The sequence below is a fragment of the Desulfitibacter alkalitolerans DSM 16504 genome (genome assembly GCF_000620305.1).
Taxonomy (GTDB): domain Bacteria; phylum Bacillota; class DSM-16504; order Desulfitibacterales; family Desulfitibacteraceae; genus Desulfitibacter; species Desulfitibacter alkalitolerans.
On sequence record NZ_KK211100.1, the window covers coordinates 889,487 to 906,427 of the forward strand.

A 16,941-nucleotide genomic window follows, 5' to 3' on the forward strand; every position below is an offset into this window, starting at 1 on the left:
TCCCAGCCTGATATTTGTTATTTTCTTCTTAATACTATTCCCAGCATTACTATAAAGGCTCCAGCACCAAGAAAGTATATTGGTGATAATTCACCTGTGTCAGGCATTGCTGCCGGACCAGCAGGAATTCCATCTTCATCAACGGTAATTAAAATTTCCGGTTCGGAGGGTTCTTCTTCAGCAGGTCCCAATGGGATTGGATCATCTGGAACATCTAGCGGGTCATCTCCACCACCAGTATCGCCACCACCTCCACCTCCTCCACCTCCACCGGTGGAGCAAGTAGTAGTAAAGGTCCAGTTGGCTTTTACAGTTGCACCCTGATATTCATTTCCTGCACCTCCTGGGAAAACTACACTGAAATCAATTGTTTTTTCAGAGCCTGCAGGCATTGTTCCAATTAGGATGTTTCCCCTACCTGCAGCAGATCTAAAAAGTTCGTTATTGATTATGTTGCTGCCATCTGCAATGTAAAGATTTAAGATATCAGCCAGTTTACCCCCATTAAGGGTTGCTTCACTCAGGATGTTTGTTCTAATGTATAGAGTAAGAGGTACGCTGCCTGTATTTCTTAAAAGAAGACTTGTATTCTTAAGGTCCCCAGGGTTGAGGTTGCCTGTATTAACTTTTTCGTCAGAAGCTTGAATTACAAGCCCACAAACATTGCCTTCTATACTAATACCATTTACATTTGCGCTAACTCCATGAGGAGCTATTAATGTCATGGCAAAGAGTATAAAAAGGGTAAGCATCAATTTTTTAATATTCTCTGATTTATCCATATTTACCTCCTGAACTACTTTTTTATCCTCTTATAGTTTTTGGCTTAATTACACAAATTTTGTGGCCACTCATGGTCCATTGCATTATTTGATGCTTGCACAGCTTCTGCTTCAAAATAAAGCTCTAAATTGCCTTCCCAGTCTTCATCAGTTACACATAGTCTCACCTTAAACTCTATTTCCTGCTGAGGTAAAACTGAACTGCAATAGTAATACCAGCCATTGTTGTCTGGAACTTCAGTCCATCCATTACTGAGAACTTGAATATTATAATCCGGTTCAGCAGCATTGCTGCTGGTGCTTATTTCTTCTTCGCCACATGAACTTACAGCTGCATGAAGTGCTATATAAATCTGACTTCCTGAAGGCAATGGAAGTTCATAAGTATATGAGGTGCTATTAGGCTCTCTTGTATTGCCAAGTTGTCCAGGAGCACTATTGGTTGGTGGTGTTAAGCCAACATATAAATGTGTTTCAGACAATTCCCAACCATTTATTGTGTCTATTTCCACGTATATTTTGTTAGCATCATTCCGAATATACACTGTTCCAACATTAGTGTAATTTGCCCCGTAACCAAGCTTTAAGGTTAACGTACCGCCTTTATTAAAAATATTATATCTTGCCTGGCTATTTCCTTGACCAAAAAGTGGGCTAATGGTGCTAACCTGCCATTTATCTACAATACTATCATCTACAGCCCATGCACTTTCAGACGAACAAACACCTGTTGTGTTATCCCTATCCCAATTGGTGATAACTCTTGCCCTCAGCTTTGCTTGTTTAGTGCCGGTGTTTTTTATTGTCCATTGGGCAGTTCTGCATTCCTCAAATACACTTGCTGGATTGACTTCTTCAGCTGTCATAGATTGTATCTGAACATTCCCAAGAACAAAGATAACTTCAGGATTCTTATCTTTGTCTGTAAAATAGGCAAGAGAAGAACCAGCAATTATTAAACCTATAATACTTATGGTCAATAAACTTATTAATAGATTCCTTTTTTCCATGGATTTTCATCCTTCCTTATAGCTATTCTTGTATTAAGGAAAACAGCTCTAACAGTACAATAAAAATTTCTACTTATCTTTATAACCAATAAACCTATAATATGAACTCATACAAAACACTATTAACTTAATTTATATAATCCCATAGGGGTTGTTGTCATTTTTAACAATGTGGGATACAGGACGCATCTGTTATTTAAGATGCATCCTGGATTCCTCAAATTAAATACTCTAAATACATGTTTTTTTGTTGTTATCTCTAGTGGTTATTGTGGAAGTAAATAGTCATAAAGCTGCTGTAATTGCGTTGGATTGCCACTGTCTCCAAGATTCCACTGATAATATGGAGCATTGTTGGAAGATTGTACTGCTTCCACTTCTCCCCCAAGGGTTAATGTTGCACCCTGATACTCGTTGTCTGTATCTGGTCCACTGAGGCACACCTTTAGGCAAAGAGCTGCATTTTCTCCTGGAGCAAGAGGAGCACCCACATAATAGAATGTATCTCCAAACCTGACCCAATCATTAGAATTGTCACATAGTTCTATGTCAATGTTGCTGAGGTCTAAATTGCCACTCCATTCAATACTGGGGGTAAATCTAAAGACCATATTCTTGGTACCTATGTTTTTAAATTCATAATTTACTAATTCACAATCTCCAGGGTTCCAGTTGTTTTGATGGTTAGATGCTAAATCTCCGAACATAAGATCACTCTTATAGAAGAAAGTCCTCGTACCGGTTGATGTGTCCACTCTATACCAATCATAATCTCTGGTCACTGTTCCATAAAGCACACCATTTGCACCAAAGGCGATTTGCAAACTGTTTGCATTTCCTGCATATTCTATATAATCCTGAGTATAGACATTATATGAGAAAAACAATCTATTAGAACTGCCGGGACCTGTTGTACTGCCGTATATAATCCCATCCCTCATATCCATGGAAATATCACCAAAACCAAAACGTCTATTAGGATTACCAGTGAAATTCTCATGGGCCAGGACTACCTGGGCGATACTTCCATTAGAGTTGAAGCTTACCTTGTAGAGATCATCGCTTCCTTCTTTGACAAACCAGTAGTATCCAAGGCCAAAAGCAGCGTTAAAAATCTTTGTGTTGGCTGGGAAAAGCTTACCAGCGGATTTGTCACCTTGACCTGTGTTAAAGTCATAATAAAAAAGGTTCCCGTTTCCATCGGCATAATATAGACGCTTGTTTTTCCTATCATATGCAAGGGCATTTAAAGCTGTCCTGGTCGAGTCATACAATTTGCTGTAGCTAACGGTATCATTATCATCGTCTACAAAAATCTCGTAAAGGGTTCCACGCTGGTTTTCAGGATTTTTATACTCAACGCCATAAAAGTATGCAGTATTGGCATCGATGCGTAAAGTGCCAGCTGTAAACTCTACATCTCCTGAACTAGCACTATCTGTAAACCAGGCCATTGTTGCTCCACCAACCATGGCTGCAGCCAGTACTATCACTATTACTGCCATTAGTATTGCTTTTCTTGCATTCACTAGTTTCCCTCCCTTCTTGCTTACATTAGGGAGTAGGTGCGGGAAGCCATATGGTCCCCACACCATCCCCTATTTTTAAATTACAGGGCTATGTTTATTTCCTACACTATTGCTTGGCTAGTTGATCCATTAACCAGTTGTAATGCCAAGTACCAAAGTTTGGCTGGAATGCATTAAGAGCGTCCACATTTACCTGATGTGCTTCTACAGCAAATCCAACGTTTATTGGACTGGCTACATCACCCTGATAGTTATTGTCAGCAAGGTGGTGGAAACCAAACTGAACAGTTAACTTGTACTTGTAACCAGGTCTTAAAGCACCCATGTGTTCAAAGGGAGTAGATCCCATGCCATTATTGTCTATCCAGCTGCGAAGTGATACTACACCGAATGTGCTGCCGGCTGCCAGAGTATTATACCAACCTGGGTAAAGTCCAGAGCCAACGCCGTTAGTAATAAACTGATCTGCAGGCTCCCACGCAGTTGCATCAGGCCTTAAAAATTCCATTTTCATGGTTTTAATGTAGATTGCATCTAATAAAACGTCAGTTTTTGTTTCATCTACCGCAGTAGCTGTCCAGTTGCCAAACCATGCAAAGTTCTTGGTTCCATCGTTTTCAATAATAATTTCTATTTCATCATAAACATCACCAGGGTTCATGTTGCCGTGCTTGGATGCATTTGGAAGCAAATTGTTAAATGCAGTTAAACCCTTACTAACATCCACAATTAATGTGCCGGCTGTAAATGTAGTTTCTCCTGCAGTATCTGTGTCTGTAAACCACGCCATTGTTGCACCACCAATAAGAGCAGCCGCTAAAGCAATTACCAACATACTAACTAACATTCTACTTTTAATCATTTCTTTCCCTCCATTTTTTAGAAATTGGTTTTTTTAATACTCCATCTCCTAATAATGGCGGTCAGGCTGCCATTCTACATATATATAAGAAAGGCCCTATGACTTTGCGTCCCCGCCTTTCGACGAGTTTGCCTTTTTCATCGTACAAATGCCGACAATTTAAATAATACGTTCTTTAATCTTCCTCCACTATCACATCCCTTCATAAAACCCAGATATTAAATGCCATCTCATAGATGCCTAGACCTTTAATTATGTATCTTTGCTGGTCAAAGTATTTTGGGCTTTTTTACTGGTTTTTTCCTTTTCAGCCTGCGCTGCATACTTCATGAGATTTCGAAGTTCAAATATGATGAGAAGTATTCCTGGAATAATCACCAGGGTTAGCAAGCCCGTCTTTGACTGACCAAAGTTCATTAGAAGCCCTATATAGGGAATAGTAAAGCTTACCCTGCCAATAATATTCTCCGCAAGTACAGGATGAGGGTCGTTAACATCATTGGCATCTCCTCGAGTAGTAAAACTAAGGCTGCCGCTTTCATTGTGTATTTCCATGACCCTGTGAGTGGTAATTCCAACATTATTGTTGTCTCTATAGGTAATAATGTCACCCACACCTAAATTAATAGGTTCAACCATCTCTACAATGGACAGGCTGCCGGCCTCAAAGGACGGACTCATACTGCCACCGGCAACAATATACATTTGATGCCCTGCTATTGTGGGAGGCCCTCCGGAAATCTTGCTCTGCACCATTGAAAAGACCAGAAAGCCTATGAGAATAAGAGAAATCACAAATATCGTATTGCCTATTATATTGAAGATTGATTTCCAAAGCTTCTTTGGTTTTTTATCTTCATTGTTCACATCCTCATTTTTTATCAGGTCATTTTCTTCTGCTATTTGTGTAATGCTGCTTTTATCTTCCATGAGTTCACCCCTTATGTCTGCTTATATGGCTCTTCTTCACCATCTATGCCTTCTTCACCATCTATGCCTTCTCCATCGTCTATGCCTTCTCCATCGTCTGTGCCTTCTTCATCGTCTGTGCCTTCTTCACCGTCTGTGCGTTCTTCACCGTCTGTGCCTTCTCCACCGTCTGCGCCTTCTCCATCGTCTGTTACTTCTTCACCATCTATGCCTTCTCCATCGTCTGTTACTTCTCCATCGTCTGTTACTTCTCCATCGTCTGTTACTTCTCCATCGTCTGTGCCTTCTCCATCGTCTGTTACTTCTCCATCGTCTGTTACTTCTTCATCGTCTGTTACTTCTCCATCGTCTGTTACTTCTCCATCGTCTGTGCCTTCTCCATCGTCTGTTACTTCTCCATCGTCTGTGCCTTCTCCATCGTCTGTTACTTCTCCATCGTCTGTGCCTTCTCCATCGTCTGTTACTTCTCCATCGTCTGTGCCTTCTCCATCGTCTGTGCCTTCTCCATCGTCTGTTACTTCTCCATCGTCTGTGCCTTCTCCATCGTCTGTTACTTCTTCACCGTCTTCATCTCTAATTAATTGATCTGGGTCTATTAACTCCTCATCTAGTTCTTCTTCCTCAACTGGTTCTTCTAATAATTCTGGTTCTTCTAACAATTCTTCCATTACTATATCAATCTGAACGGTTTTTTCAGCTATTGCCTTTTCAATACCTTCTTCCATAAGCAATGCAACTATGATAAACTCCTCAGCTGAAATGGTATTTATCAATGTAACTACTCCATTTTGGCTGATTGTTATTCCATCTATCTGGTCTTTAATTGCCCATTCAATTCCAGAAACCTCATTGCCTTCCTGGTCAACCACAGTGTATCGCTCTGCAGCACCATCTTCATTCACTTCAATATAGTCTGGGCCTTCTATAAATAAAATCAATTCCTGCTCTTCTATAGTGTAGGGAACTATGTTTGACCCATTAAACAAAAACCTTGTTCCCTGATATATGCCTTCTCCAGAAATCTCAAAGTATGGATTGCTTTCCTCAGGACCCAACTCTTCAAGCCATTTTTCTACTTCGTCCCATTCAAACTCAACTACTATCTTATCCTCCTCAACCCACCAGGTCTTGGCATAAGTTGTTTTGCCGTTAAAGCTGAGTTCTACTATTGTCAAGTCAATATCATTTACGTTATATCCTGGAAAATTCAAGTGAGCAAAGAATGAGCCGAGAATAAATTGAACAGATACATTAATTTTCAGGGTTTCAAAAACAAACTGTATGGTATTTGATTGAATTTTTGGTGAGGTGAAGTATGCACTGGTCTTTGGAAAATGTAGTGGATATGCGATTAGTGCCGCTGTCATAACAAAAACTGATGTATTTTTCAGTGTCCCTTTGAAGGTAGCCTTAATAACTCTCATTGTCTCTTCCCTTTTTCTATGCGCTTCCAGTCGTTTCTCGAGTTTTGTTTTTCTCATGGCCTAATTCCTCACTTTGCTATTTATTGTCATCTGAGTAACTATTCTCAAGTTCTATATTATTCCAGGAACGAAAGTCCAGTTCCCCGCTTGCAGATGGGGTTTGCTCAACTGCTTCATTAAGAAGAAATATTAATTCCAAGACACTTCTAAAGGGAATGGTCTTGTTCATCTCCAGCCATTGAATTGTCCCCTGCCAGTTGCTGTTTTGCTTGAAGTGTATTCTAATGAGAAAAGTGGAGCCTCCCATTTTGCATGTATACTTGTTGACATCAGAATGAAACATATTCTAGCCCCCTAGCAAGGTGTTAACATCAGGTTTTTTATATAGTAAATTGTATTGGCAAGCTGTAAATTTAAGTTACTATAAATTTAACACCTGGTAGTTATATGACTGTTCTTTTGGAGTTATATGATGGTTTTTTTGGAGTTATTTATTGGTTATTTATAAGTTATTTCTTGGATACATGCTGGTTTGCATAACAGCATAAAGAAAAAGAAGCCCGAAGGCCTCTTTAATCTTAATGAAGTAAAAATATAATTCCTGTTAACCTGGTCTAGTTTCAAAAAAATTACTGGAGGGCAGTACCTCTTCTATTTTTCTCTGCAAAACTAAATTTATATTCTTTCTTGCTGACATAAATCTATTTTGTATTCTATCCAAAGCCTTATGGGCCTGCTGAACGTTCAGTCCAGGCAGGCTTAATAAAAACTGTGCTTCATTCCACTCCGTAACTACATCACCTTTACGAAGACTTGATAAAAGTACCTGCCTTAATTCTTCAGCACCATTTTTCAGCATGCCTTTTGGCGGCAGGGTATAGTCGGGCATGGATAAGGTTAATAACCCCAAAAACGCTGTTTGGCCATATCTTTCTGAACGTCTTTTTTCCAGCTGATAAAGAAATTTAAAAATGTCCGGCTCACATAACATGGGTCCATTTGAATAGAACTCTTCCCTCAGGCTTTCTGAAATAGTTGATATATCAATTCCATTTTTGCTGATTTCCCCAAACAAAAGTCGGTACAACTTTCTTAGAGCATCAGAGGGCTTAACCCCCATTTCACGTTCAAATATATCTTCAACATATTTATAGTGGTTTTTTGCCTGTTTGATTTTACCTGCTGCAGCTAGAGCTTCAATATATCTGAAATGAGCCTCTTCCTCAAACATCTCATGCTTTAAAACCTTTTCGCAAATTGGAAGTATTTCCAGATAACGTTTTTGTTCTTTTAAAAGTTCCGACATCTCATAAACACTATGCAAGAAAATTCTTCTGTAATGGTTACGTGCTGGTAACAGCCAATCATGGCCATAGGTTCCAGACAAATATTCACCCTTATACATGTCCACAACCTTTTTAAATTGTTCAATGGCTTTATCAGCATCTTCCTTGGATATGTAATAAGCTTCATGAAAGGTCTTTTCAAATTCCACCACATCTATAACGCAGGCCTTTTTAGTTTCAAGCTTGTAACACCCATGGGAATATACAATGATACTGTTGGCATCACTGGTATTATGACCATTTAATACCTTACGCAGCCTGAAAATAAGAGCCCTTAATGTGCGTTTGGGATCAGTATACTCGGCTTCAGGCCACAAAGAATCCAGGATCTTTTCTGGCAGTACCAATTCATCTCTAAACGTCACTAAATATTTAAAGAGGTCCCATATCTTTAAACTGCTGTTAAACTCATCTGTCAAATTACGACCACAGTTAAATACGTTAAAATTACCCAGGGTTATAATATTAAGGTTGTTAGCATCCAGCCGGCATTTTTCTTCTATCACACAAAATTCCCCCACAGCACCATAGTTATGTTGCGTATAAAAAATCATGCCAAACAATAGAGAATGTATTATGATATTAACATTTTTTTCCGAATTCCTCAAGTGTTATCATTAAATATACACATTATCTTCATAAAGAAGACTTGGTTCTGCCATGGGACTGCCATGGGGACGGTTCCAATGGAAGGTTCCATGGTCTTACCTTCGGACCTTCGTTGCGCTGCGGTGACGCTCAAACCGTCCCCATGACTCCACTAATTGCTAAATTTCACTGTAGCAGTAGTGTTTAAAAGTTGCAAGGTTATCTACAGGCAGCAAGATTTTCAACGACACTAAAATATAATACAGTATAATTACAGATTATATTACAGGAATTATGTGGATATTAAAAATTTTTTATGAAGATACAGGATAATTTTAAAATATATATAAATATATATTAAAAATACTAATGGAAAAAGGGGGGACCCAAATGTTTAAAAAGCTGTTGATCTGCAGTGACCAATCTGACGCATCAAACCTTTTGTTTACATGTGTGGGAGATTTAAAAAGTATAGGGGCTGAAGAAGCCATACTGGTGCATGTATTTGATAATGTTCCCTTGGGCTTTAATGAAATTTTCGCCGGGGATACACAGGCTATTTTCGAAAAGGATTATCCTGCAATTAAAGAAGTTTTGAACAAGCTTGAAAAGCAAAAAATCCTGCTGGAGGAGGCTGGTTTAAAAACGACCATGGAAGCTGTAAATGGTATACCAGCCCGAGCAATAATTGAACTTGCTGAGAAGTACAAGGTATCGGCAATAGTCACAGGCTCCCATGGCAAGGGTATAATGAAACGAGCCACATTGGGAAGTGTCTCTACAGAAGTCCTTACCAGGGCACGTGTACCTGTGTTTTTAATTAAAGCAAAGTTGAATAAATCTGACGAGATTGTCCTTAGCAGACAAAAGCTTTTGAATCACATCTTATATCTTACTGACTTTTCAACAACAGCAGATAAAGCATTAAACTATGTTGAGCAAATTGTTCAGTATGCAAAGATTCCAGTCACCGTAGCACACATTCAGGATACTGCTCAGCTTTATAGAGATTTAAGCAAGGTTCCAGGATTTGATCCAAAAATGCTGGCAGAGGTGGAAGCGCAGAATTACAGGAAAGTCCGTACTGACCTGCAGCAAGTCAAAAAGCGCTTAGAGTTGGCCGGCTCCTCCACGGTAAGCGTGGATTATCCCAATGGAAGGCCCATTGATGTAGTCATGGACATTATCAAGAAAAATGAGGACCTTTCCCTTGTGGTAATGGGCAGCCAGGGCAAGGGTTTTGTTAAGGAGCTGTTCATGGGAAGCTTGAGCCTGCAGGTAACACGCTACTCACCAATTCCAGTTTTGATTGTACCTGCTAAGGTTTAAATTCACTAGCCTATCCATTATTTCGCCCCCTTGCTAGAATAACTAATCAGCATAATTATATAATAACAGAAACAAGTTGTTATATTTATGTATATTTTGTTAATTTTCATTGAACATAAAGGTATTACAAACTATAAGTCTAAATTTATATCTAGAAACTAATAAAGGAGAATGCTTATGTTTCAAAAAGTATTAATTTGCAGTGATGTCTCAGATGCCTCAAACATTCTAGTTGGTTGTGGTCAAGAGCTTAAAGGTATTGGCGTTCATGAGGTTATCCTTGGACATGCAATTAACGCTGCAGGAGTAGAGGTAAGGTTTAACGAAGACGCCCATAGAGATACTTTACCAACCGATATATTGGACATGCTGGAAAAACAAAAGGCCATTTTGGAGCAGGGGGGATTAAGTGTCTCTATTCAGGTTGGAGAAGGCAGTCCAGCCAAGGTGCTAAATGAAATGGCTGAAAAGAACAATGTTTCAGCAATAATAGTGGGCTCCCATGGTAAAGACATAGTAAAAAGGGCCACATGGGGAAGCGTGTCATCTGAATTAATTACCACGGCAAGAAAACCTGTATTTTTAGTTAAAGTAAAGGTTGATGAAGCAGACAAGGTAATTCTCGCATGCAGAAAACTATTTAATCATATCTTGTACCTAACAGATTTCTCAAGGACTGCCGAAAAAGCTCTGGACTACCTTGAAGTGATAATTCGCCAGACAGGCTGCCCTGTTACCCTGCTTCATGTCCAAGAGCGTGATAAACTGGAAGAGCTTGCCGAGAGTGCTCCCGAATTGCATTCTGAAATATTTAAGGACATTACTGCAAAAAGAGCACATACTGTCAAATTCAGCCTTGAGGCTATAAAATCCAGACTTGAGTCTGCTGGATCAACCCTGGTTAAATTGAGCAGTCCCAAGGGAAGACCTGTGGATCTTGTAATGGATACCATTAGGAATAATAATGAGCTTTCTCTTGTAGTAATGGGAAGCCAGGGAAAAGGTTTTGTAAAAGAGTTGTTTTTCGGTAGTCTTAGCTTACAAGTATCTCGCTATTCCCCTATACCAGTTTTATTAGTACCGGCTAAAATTTAAAACATCTTTTACCAAAACATTTTAAAAGCTGGGGCCTCTATATTTAGATATGCCCCAGCTCACTACATTTAATCAGTTATATTTTTATATTAAACAGCTTGCTTTGTTAAATAATTCATTAAGTTAGATTTTTGTCAATTTGTCAAGCCTGACCCTCTAGTAGTTTTCGGGTTTGATCTGGTAATGGGATTGGGGGTGAACACAGGCTGGACATAATTCAGGGGCTTCTTTTCCTACATGAACATAGCCGCAATTTCTACAGTGCCATTTTACTTCTTCGTCTCGCTTAAATACTCTGCCATTTTTGATGTTGTCCAAAAGAGCTCTAAATCGTTTTTCATGCTCTTCTTCTACCTCTCCTGTTTCGTGGAAAAACTCTGCAATTTCATCAAAGCCCTCTTCCTTGGCTTCCTTTTCCATACGCTTGTACATGTCTGTCCATTCAAAATTCTCACCGGCAGCAGCCTTTTCTAAATTTTCTTCTGTGGTTCCAATGCCATTTAAAAATTTTAATGCTCTTTTAGCATGCTCCTTTTCATTGTCGGCAGTTTCTAGAAAAACTCCCGCAATCTGCTCATAGCCTTCCTTCTTGGCCACGCTGGCCCAGTAAGTATATTTGTTTCGAGCTTGTGATTCGCCAGCAAATGCTTCCCAGAGGTTTTTTTCTGTTTTTGTGCCTTTTAAATCCTTCATTACTAAACAACTCCTTTAAAAGATTTTGTATTTCCTTTATAGCTTACCATAAATATAATAATTAATTTTTAAACATTTTGTGAAGTTTTTCCATTTAAATTTTTTATAAGCTCTAGATTCGTTAAAACTTGCTTGATAAATATTGAAACAAGGCCTGCATCATACTTTGTACCTGCACCTTCTTGAAGTTCAATTATCACCTTATCTTCATCAAGAATATTACCATATGTTCTATTGTTAGTCATTGCATCATAAGCATCCACGATTCTTATAATTCTTGCCTGTAAAGGAATCTCGTCTCCCTTCAAGCCCTTGGGATAACCACTTCCATCATAGTTTTCGTGATGGGCAAGCACAAATTCTGCTATTTCAGACATGTCATTGACTGAGCTTAGTATCCTGTATCCTATTTCAGGATGACGCTTTAATTCATTCCACTCATCTTGTGTAAGGGAATCAACTTTATTGAGCACATTATCATCAATAGATACTTTTCCAATATCATGAAGCAGCCCTACTGTTTTAAGCTCCTTTATTTCCCTGCTGCTTAGCTGCATTGCCACCCCCATTGCCTCACATAAATAGCTGACCCTTTGAGAGTGCAGCTCCTCTCTTTTGTTTTTTTCGTGCAGGGTACTAATAATTGTTCTGATTGTCTTTCCCCTGATGCTTGGACTTTCAAATAGTTTATGCCTAAACAGTAAATCCTCAGCGTTCTTTAGGGTTTCACTAACATCCTCATGGGTGCTTACCTTTGTGTGCCATCCAAAGGAAACTGATAGGCCAGTGAGCTCCATCTTAGTATTTGAAATAGACTGCTTGATTCTATCCACTATTTTCTCTGCTGTTTCTTGACTGGTTTTAGGCAGCAGGATTACAAATTCATCTCCCCCTAACCTGGCTACTATCTCATCAGCCCGACATTCACTTTTAATAACTTCTGCTGCCTTTTTCAGGAGCTTATCACCCGTCTTATAGCCAAAGGCATCATTTGTCAGCTTCAACCCATTCACGTCAGCCATGACCACCGAAAGAGGCAGGTTCCTTTCTGTATCAAGCCGCTTCAACTCTTCTTCGAAAAATCTTCTGTTATAAAGGCCTGTTAATTGATCATGATAGCTTAAAAATTCTATTTCCTCCTGCTTTTTCTTTTCCTCTGTAACATCCCTTAGTACAAAGGCTAAACCCTGAATTTCGTCCTGCTCATTCCTTATGGGAGCTGCACTGCAGGAAATGTATTTTTCTGCTGCATCTCTCTTTAATAAAAAACTAAATTTATTTGTTGCGCTTATCTGTTCTCTATCTTCAAAAATATGGACTGCTGCATGTAAATATTCTTTTATACTCTCTCCCTTGTTCCAGCCAGTAAGCTTTTGGGCTGCTTGATTCATCATGGTAATACTGCCATTTTTGTCAGTGGTAATAATCCCGTCTCCCACAGATGAGAGGGTGATTCTAAGAAGTTCTTTTTCTTTTTTTAATACATTTTCCATCTTCTTACGTTCTGTTATGTCACGGGCAATACCAAGCAATAAGTGTCCGGCATCCTTTTCCACTATGGATATCCTGGTTTCATAATACCGCCACTGTCCATTTTTATGACGAACTCTAAACTCCACAGGCTCTATTGGGCAATTATCTAGAGCAATCCTGTGAATACAGGCCAGCACCCTATTCACATCCTCCTGGTGGATAAAAAAAGCTAGATTGTATCCTTCAACCTCGTTAACCTCGTGTCCCAAGAGGCCCTTCCAGTTAGGTGAAACATATAACAAGTCCCCTTGTAATGACAATGCATAGATTATGTCATTGGAATTTTCAATAATGGTTCTGAATTTTTCCTCACTTTCCCGCAGCTTCCTTTCTGCTTCTTTTTCCATACTAATGTCTAAAACGGCACACCTGATTAAAGACGAATCAGCCTTTTTCAAGATGTTGCTTTTGATTTTTACAAATATATCCTGACCGCTGGTCTTCAAAACCAGCTCAACACTTTGAGGGGACTGCTGCTTAAGAAGCTTTCTAATATGAAAGTAAAAAGCATCCTGATAGTCTTCTTTAATAAGCCTTGCAAAGGAAATATCCCTCAATTCAAGTTTATCCAGACCAACCATATTCTCAAAAGCCAGGTTAGTCATATGAATAATATAGTCCTTATGAAAGGTTACATATCCTATAGGCGCCTCATTAAAGAGGCTGTAATAGTATTTTTGTGATTTCTCCAGGTCCTCTTGTATGCGCATTAATTCTTTGTTTTGATACTCAAGTTCTTGATGGTATATTGAAATTTCTTCTAGAATCTCATCCATGGTTTTACTGCTTAAAAAAGCTGCGTCAATTTTTCTTGTTTTTAATATCTCATCAATTTTTTTATGCAGATCAACTTTTCGGTGGTCTATGGTTTTCATGATATGCCTCCCTTTTCAATATGTATAGTAAAGACCCCTCCATCAAACCCTTCATTGTGTCCCATTACAGGTACTGCATTAACTGTTAATAGCAGCTTTTCGTTTCCTGCAGCTTTCATATAATACTTATATCCATTTAATGGCTGTAAGGTTCTTTTTAGGACTGCAAAGGGGGTTTCTTGTTCCAAATCTATTGCAAATTCTTTTGGAAAGGAAAAGGCTCCAACAACATCTCGGGCAGATTTTCCAAAAATATCCTCAACCTTTTTATTGGCATAGGTAATAAATCCTTCAGAGTTTGTCATGATTTTGATTATTGGACTATTCTCTAGAACCTTTTCAAGCAAATCACAGTTGTGCTTAAGCTCCCTTTCTAACTCCTTTATCCTGCTGATATCAAAAAATGTCATCATTATTCCTTCTACTGAGTTATATTCAGTACGATAAGGACGTATTCTGGCAAGCCAAACATTACCCTTTCCATCGCGAATCTCTTTATCTACACTTTTTAACTCCTCTACTACACTATATATGTCAGTGAGCAAATCACTGTATTGATTCATAACAGATATGTGTGATATTGGTCTGCCAATATCTCCAGGCAGTATGTTGGTAATACTGGTGACCAGTGGTGTTATCTTGCGTATGCAGAGATTACGGTCCAGATACAGAGCACCTACTTCAGTATTTTTCAACAGGTTGTCCAGGTCGTTATTTAATCTAATCAGCTCTTCGATTTTGGTCTGGTGCTCAGAATTAACTGTGTAGAGCTCCTCATTTACAGATTGAAGTTCTTCATTTGTACTTTGTAATTCTTCATTGGAGGCTATGAGCTCTTCATTGGAGGACTGCAGCTCCTCATTGGAGGTTTCTAACTCCTCAACAGTTGCCTGAAGACTTTCTTTAGTAATCTGCAGCTCCTTTTCTAATTCTTCCACTCTGCTTTCAATACCCATATCCACAGTTACAGTAAACTCTTCTGCTTTGTTGGGTTTTACTTCCTCAGAAGAAAAACTCAACAAATAGAAGGCCTTCTTGTCCAGATATATGACTCGTCCTTCAATAATAACCTTATATTTCTCAAGACCATTAGAGCTGTTGTATTTTTCAAAAATAACCTGGTTGTTTGTTGTTTTTAAACGCCTTAGAAGGTTATTCACCACTATTGATAAATCATTGTTTAAATTAGAGTAAAGGTTTTGAGAAAACCGCCCGGGCTTAATCTGAAAAAATTTGCTAACATCATTAACCACATGAATTATATTATCCTCATCATCAACTATAATTGCTGGGGGTAATACTGCAGAAATGGCACTCTCCATTAATTTTTCCATTTTAAACTTGGGGGAATTTGCAAGGCTGGTATATCCCAAACCTTCATAGGCATGATTCCTTGGAATTGGCAAGTCCCTTATTAAAGGTGATTTATAGCCTTCCTTGTATTTATATATTTTCCATTTGCTATCAACTGCTTGAAAAGCTTCACTCATTTCTCCAATGGATTCACTGCTGCCCATCACTAAAAATCCATCTGAATTCAGGGAATAATAGAACATTGCCAGCAGCCTTTGCTGCATCTCGGGCTTTAAATATATAAAGAGATTTCTGCAAACAATCAAATCCAGTTTGGAAAAGGGCGGATCCTTTAATAGGTTATGGGTGGCAAATACAACCTTTTTGCGAATTGTATCATTTATCTGGTATCCATTTTCTTTACGAGTAAAATATTTGGTAAGGAGAACCGGGTCAACATCTGCCACAATGCTTTCTGGATAAAGCCCCTGTCCAGCAAATTCAACGGCATCACGATCTATGTCTGTAGCAAAGATTTTTATCTCACAATCAATCTTATTCTTGGTTATGTATTCACTAAAGAGCATGGCCAGGGAATAAACCTCCTCCCCTGTAGAACAGCCAGCAGACCAAATACGAATTGCCTTTTTACCGTATGTCAGCTTTGGTAAAACCTTTTCATTGATACTATTAAAAACTTCCTGGTCACGGAAGAACCTGGTCACCCCAATTAACAGCTCCCGGTAGAGGATGTCTTTTTCTTTGCTTGACTCTGATAAAAACACCAGATATTCTTCCAGGGTATTGAAACGGTTGATGCTTACCCTGCGCTCCAAACGGCGGATAATGGTGTTCTCCTTGTAAAAAGAAAAATCAATACCACTATGGTCCCTCAGCATAAGGATTATTTTGGTAAGGGTGTCTATGTTCTTGGACATAATATTATCCAGGGTTGCACTTTTCTTAATAAATGGGTGTTTAATGTAATTTAGCAGCTCCTCCGGCATTTTTTCAGGAGGAAGAATGTAATCAACGAGCCCAGTTGAAATTGAGCTGCGAGGCATGCCATCAAATTTGGCACTCTGATCATCCTGTACCATAACCATGCCGCCGGCTTCCTTGATTGCACGTATGCCCAGGGTTCCATCACTGCCAGTACCTGACAGGATAACTCCTATGGCATTTTTATTTTTGTCAGCTGCCAGGGAACGGAAAAAGATGTCTATTGGCAGGTTTAATCCTCTGCTCTTTTGCTCTTCTAGATAAAACTTGCCATGAAAGATAGATAAATTCTTTCTGGGGGGGATTAGATAAATTGTATTAGGCTGAGCAGCAATACCGTCCTGGGCAATTTCAATGGACATCCTGGTATGACGTGCGAGCAATTCATTCATCAAGCTTTTGTAGTCAGGAGAAAGGTGCTGGATTACTATAAAAACCATGCCTGTATCCTCAGGCATTTCTTTAAAAAAAGATACAAGGGCTTCAAGTCCGCCAGCAGATGCGCCTATGCCAACATAATATGTAGATTCTGTCCTGGCTTCCGAGGATTGGGGAATTGAATTAATCAAGAAATTTTAACCCCCTTTATTTACTGAATTACAAGCCTTGTTAATAATAATAGTAATCATTATTTATGCAGGAAATGAAAA

Annotated in this window: 13 protein-coding genes and 1 riboswitch; of the genes, 2 read left to right on the forward strand and 11 right to left on the reverse strand. The window is 38.9% G+C overall.

What is annotated here, in order from left to right; all coding sequences use genetic code 11:
* Positions 1 to 17 precede the first annotated feature (17 nt).
* From K364_RS0110125 to K364_RS0110160, 8 genes are all read right to left on the reverse strand, one after another.
* Positions 18 to 782, reverse strand: a complete 765-nt coding sequence (locus tag K364_RS0110125; RefSeq protein ID WP_028307934.1) for a COG1361 family protein — start codon at positions 780 to 782, stop codon at positions 18 to 20.
* 44 nt (positions 783 to 826) lie between these two features.
* Positions 827 to 1,792, reverse strand: coding sequence for a hypothetical protein (locus tag K364_RS0110130; protein ID WP_028307935.1), 966 nt, complete (start codon positions 1,790 to 1,792; stop codon positions 827 to 829).
* A 266-nt stretch (positions 1,793 to 2,058) separates the two neighbouring features.
* Positions 2,059 to 3,321, reverse strand: a complete 1,263-nt coding sequence (locus tag K364_RS0110135; protein ID WP_028307936.1) for a TasA family protein — start codon at positions 3,319 to 3,321, stop codon at positions 2,059 to 2,061.
* Positions 3,322 to 3,427: 106 nt separating this feature from the next.
* Positions 3,428 to 4,183, reverse strand: a complete 756-nt coding sequence (locus K364_RS25590) for a TasA family protein (protein WP_051533948.1) — start codon at positions 4,181 to 4,183, stop codon at positions 3,428 to 3,430.
* A gap of 53 nt (positions 4,184 to 4,236) precedes the next feature.
* Positions 4,237 to 4,326, reverse strand: a riboswitch (cyclic di-GMP riboswitch).
* 109 nt (positions 4,327 to 4,435) lie between these two features.
* The gene (locus tag K364_RS0110145) at positions 4,436 to 5,113 is read right to left on the reverse strand and encodes a signal peptidase I (RefSeq protein ID WP_028307937.1); all 678 of its coding nucleotides are present in this window, start codon (positions 5,111 to 5,113) and stop codon (positions 4,436 to 4,438) included.
* A gap of 11 nt (positions 5,114 to 5,124) precedes the next feature.
* A complete protein-coding gene (locus K364_RS25595; RefSeq protein WP_051533949.1) occupies positions 5,125 to 6,594 on the reverse strand; it encodes an ICP22 family protein in 1,470 nt (489 codons plus the stop codon).
* 19 nt (positions 6,595 to 6,613) lie between these two features.
* Positions 6,614 to 6,880, reverse strand: a complete 267-nt coding sequence (locus K364_RS23580; RefSeq protein ID WP_035268508.1) for a hypothetical protein — start codon at positions 6,878 to 6,880, stop codon at positions 6,614 to 6,616.
* Positions 6,881 to 7,141: 261 nt separating this feature from the next.
* The gene (locus K364_RS0110160; RefSeq protein ID WP_028307938.1) at positions 7,142 to 8,389 is read right to left on the reverse strand and encodes an AfsR/SARP family transcriptional regulator; all 1,248 of its coding nucleotides are present in this window, start codon (positions 8,387 to 8,389) and stop codon (positions 7,142 to 7,144) included.
* Between the two features lie 472 nt (positions 8,390 to 8,861).
* Here K364_RS0110160 and K364_RS0110165 point away from each other — a divergent pair, with 472 nt between their 5' ends.
* On the forward strand, positions 8,862 to 9,800 hold the full coding sequence (locus K364_RS0110165) for a universal stress protein (RefSeq protein ID WP_028307939.1): 939 nt from the start codon (positions 8,862 to 8,864) through the stop codon (positions 9,798 to 9,800).
* 177 nt (positions 9,801 to 9,977) lie between these two features.
* Positions 9,978 to 10,895 (forward strand): universal stress protein, encoded by a 918-nt coding sequence (locus tag K364_RS0110170; protein ID WP_028307940.1) that lies wholly within the window; start codon positions 9,978 to 9,980, stop codon positions 10,893 to 10,895.
* Positions 10,896 to 11,051: 156 nt separating this feature from the next.
* Here K364_RS0110170 and rbr read toward each other — a convergent pair whose 3' ends face one another.
* The 3 genes from rbr to K364_RS23590 form a co-directional block, all read right to left on the reverse strand.
* Positions 11,052 to 11,588, reverse strand: coding sequence for a rubrerythrin (rbr, locus tag K364_RS0110175; protein ID WP_028307941.1), 537 nt, complete (start codon positions 11,586 to 11,588; stop codon positions 11,052 to 11,054).
* Positions 11,589 to 11,656: 68 nt separating this feature from the next.
* Positions 11,657 to 13,996, reverse strand: coding sequence for a PAS domain S-box protein (locus K364_RS26200; RefSeq protein ID WP_084295698.1), 2,340 nt, complete (start codon positions 13,994 to 13,996; stop codon positions 11,657 to 11,659).
* A complete protein-coding gene (locus K364_RS23590; RefSeq protein WP_051533950.1) occupies positions 13,993 to 16,860 on the reverse strand; it encodes a chemotaxis protein CheB in 2,868 nt (955 codons plus the stop codon). The genes K364_RS26200 and K364_RS23590 overlap by 4 nt, the downstream gene beginning before the upstream one ends.
* Between the last annotated feature and the right edge of the window lie 81 nt (positions 16,861 to 16,941).

Coding starts and splice junctions, on each gene's coding strand:
- K364_RS0110130 (WP_028307935.1), bottom strand. CDS start 1,792: ATGGAAAAAAGGAATCTATTAATAAGTTTATTGACCATAAGTATTATA.
- K364_RS0110145 (WP_028307937.1), bottom strand. CDS start 5,113: ATGGAAGATAAAAGCAGCATTACACAAATAGCAGAAGAAAATGACCTG.
- K364_RS25590 (WP_051533948.1), bottom strand. CDS start 4,183: ATGATTAAAAGTAGAATGTTAGTTAGTATGTTGGTAATTGCTTTAGCG.
- rbr (WP_028307941.1), bottom strand. CDS start 11,588: ATGAAGGATTTAAAAGGCACAAAAACAGAAAAAAACCTCTGGGAAGCA.
- K364_RS25595 (WP_051533949.1), bottom strand. CDS start 6,594: ATGAGAAAAACAAAACTCGAGAAACGACTGGAAGCGCATAGAAAAAGG.
- K364_RS0110125 (WP_028307934.1), bottom strand. CDS start 782: ATGGATAAATCAGAGAATATTAAAAAATTGATGCTTACCCTTTTTATA.
- K364_RS23580 (WP_035268508.1), bottom strand. CDS start 6,880: ATGTTTCATTCTGATGTCAACAAGTATACATGCAAAATGGGAGGCTCC.
- K364_RS0110165 (WP_028307939.1), top strand. CDS start 8,862: ATGTTTAAAAAGCTGTTGATCTGCAGTGACCAATCTGACGCATCAAAC.
- K364_RS0110170 (WP_028307940.1), top strand. CDS start 9,978: ATGTTTCAAAAAGTATTAATTTGCAGTGATGTCTCAGATGCCTCAAAC.
- K364_RS26200 (WP_084295698.1), bottom strand. CDS start 13,996: ATGAAAACCATAGACCACCGAAAAGTTGATCTGCATAAAAAAATTGAT.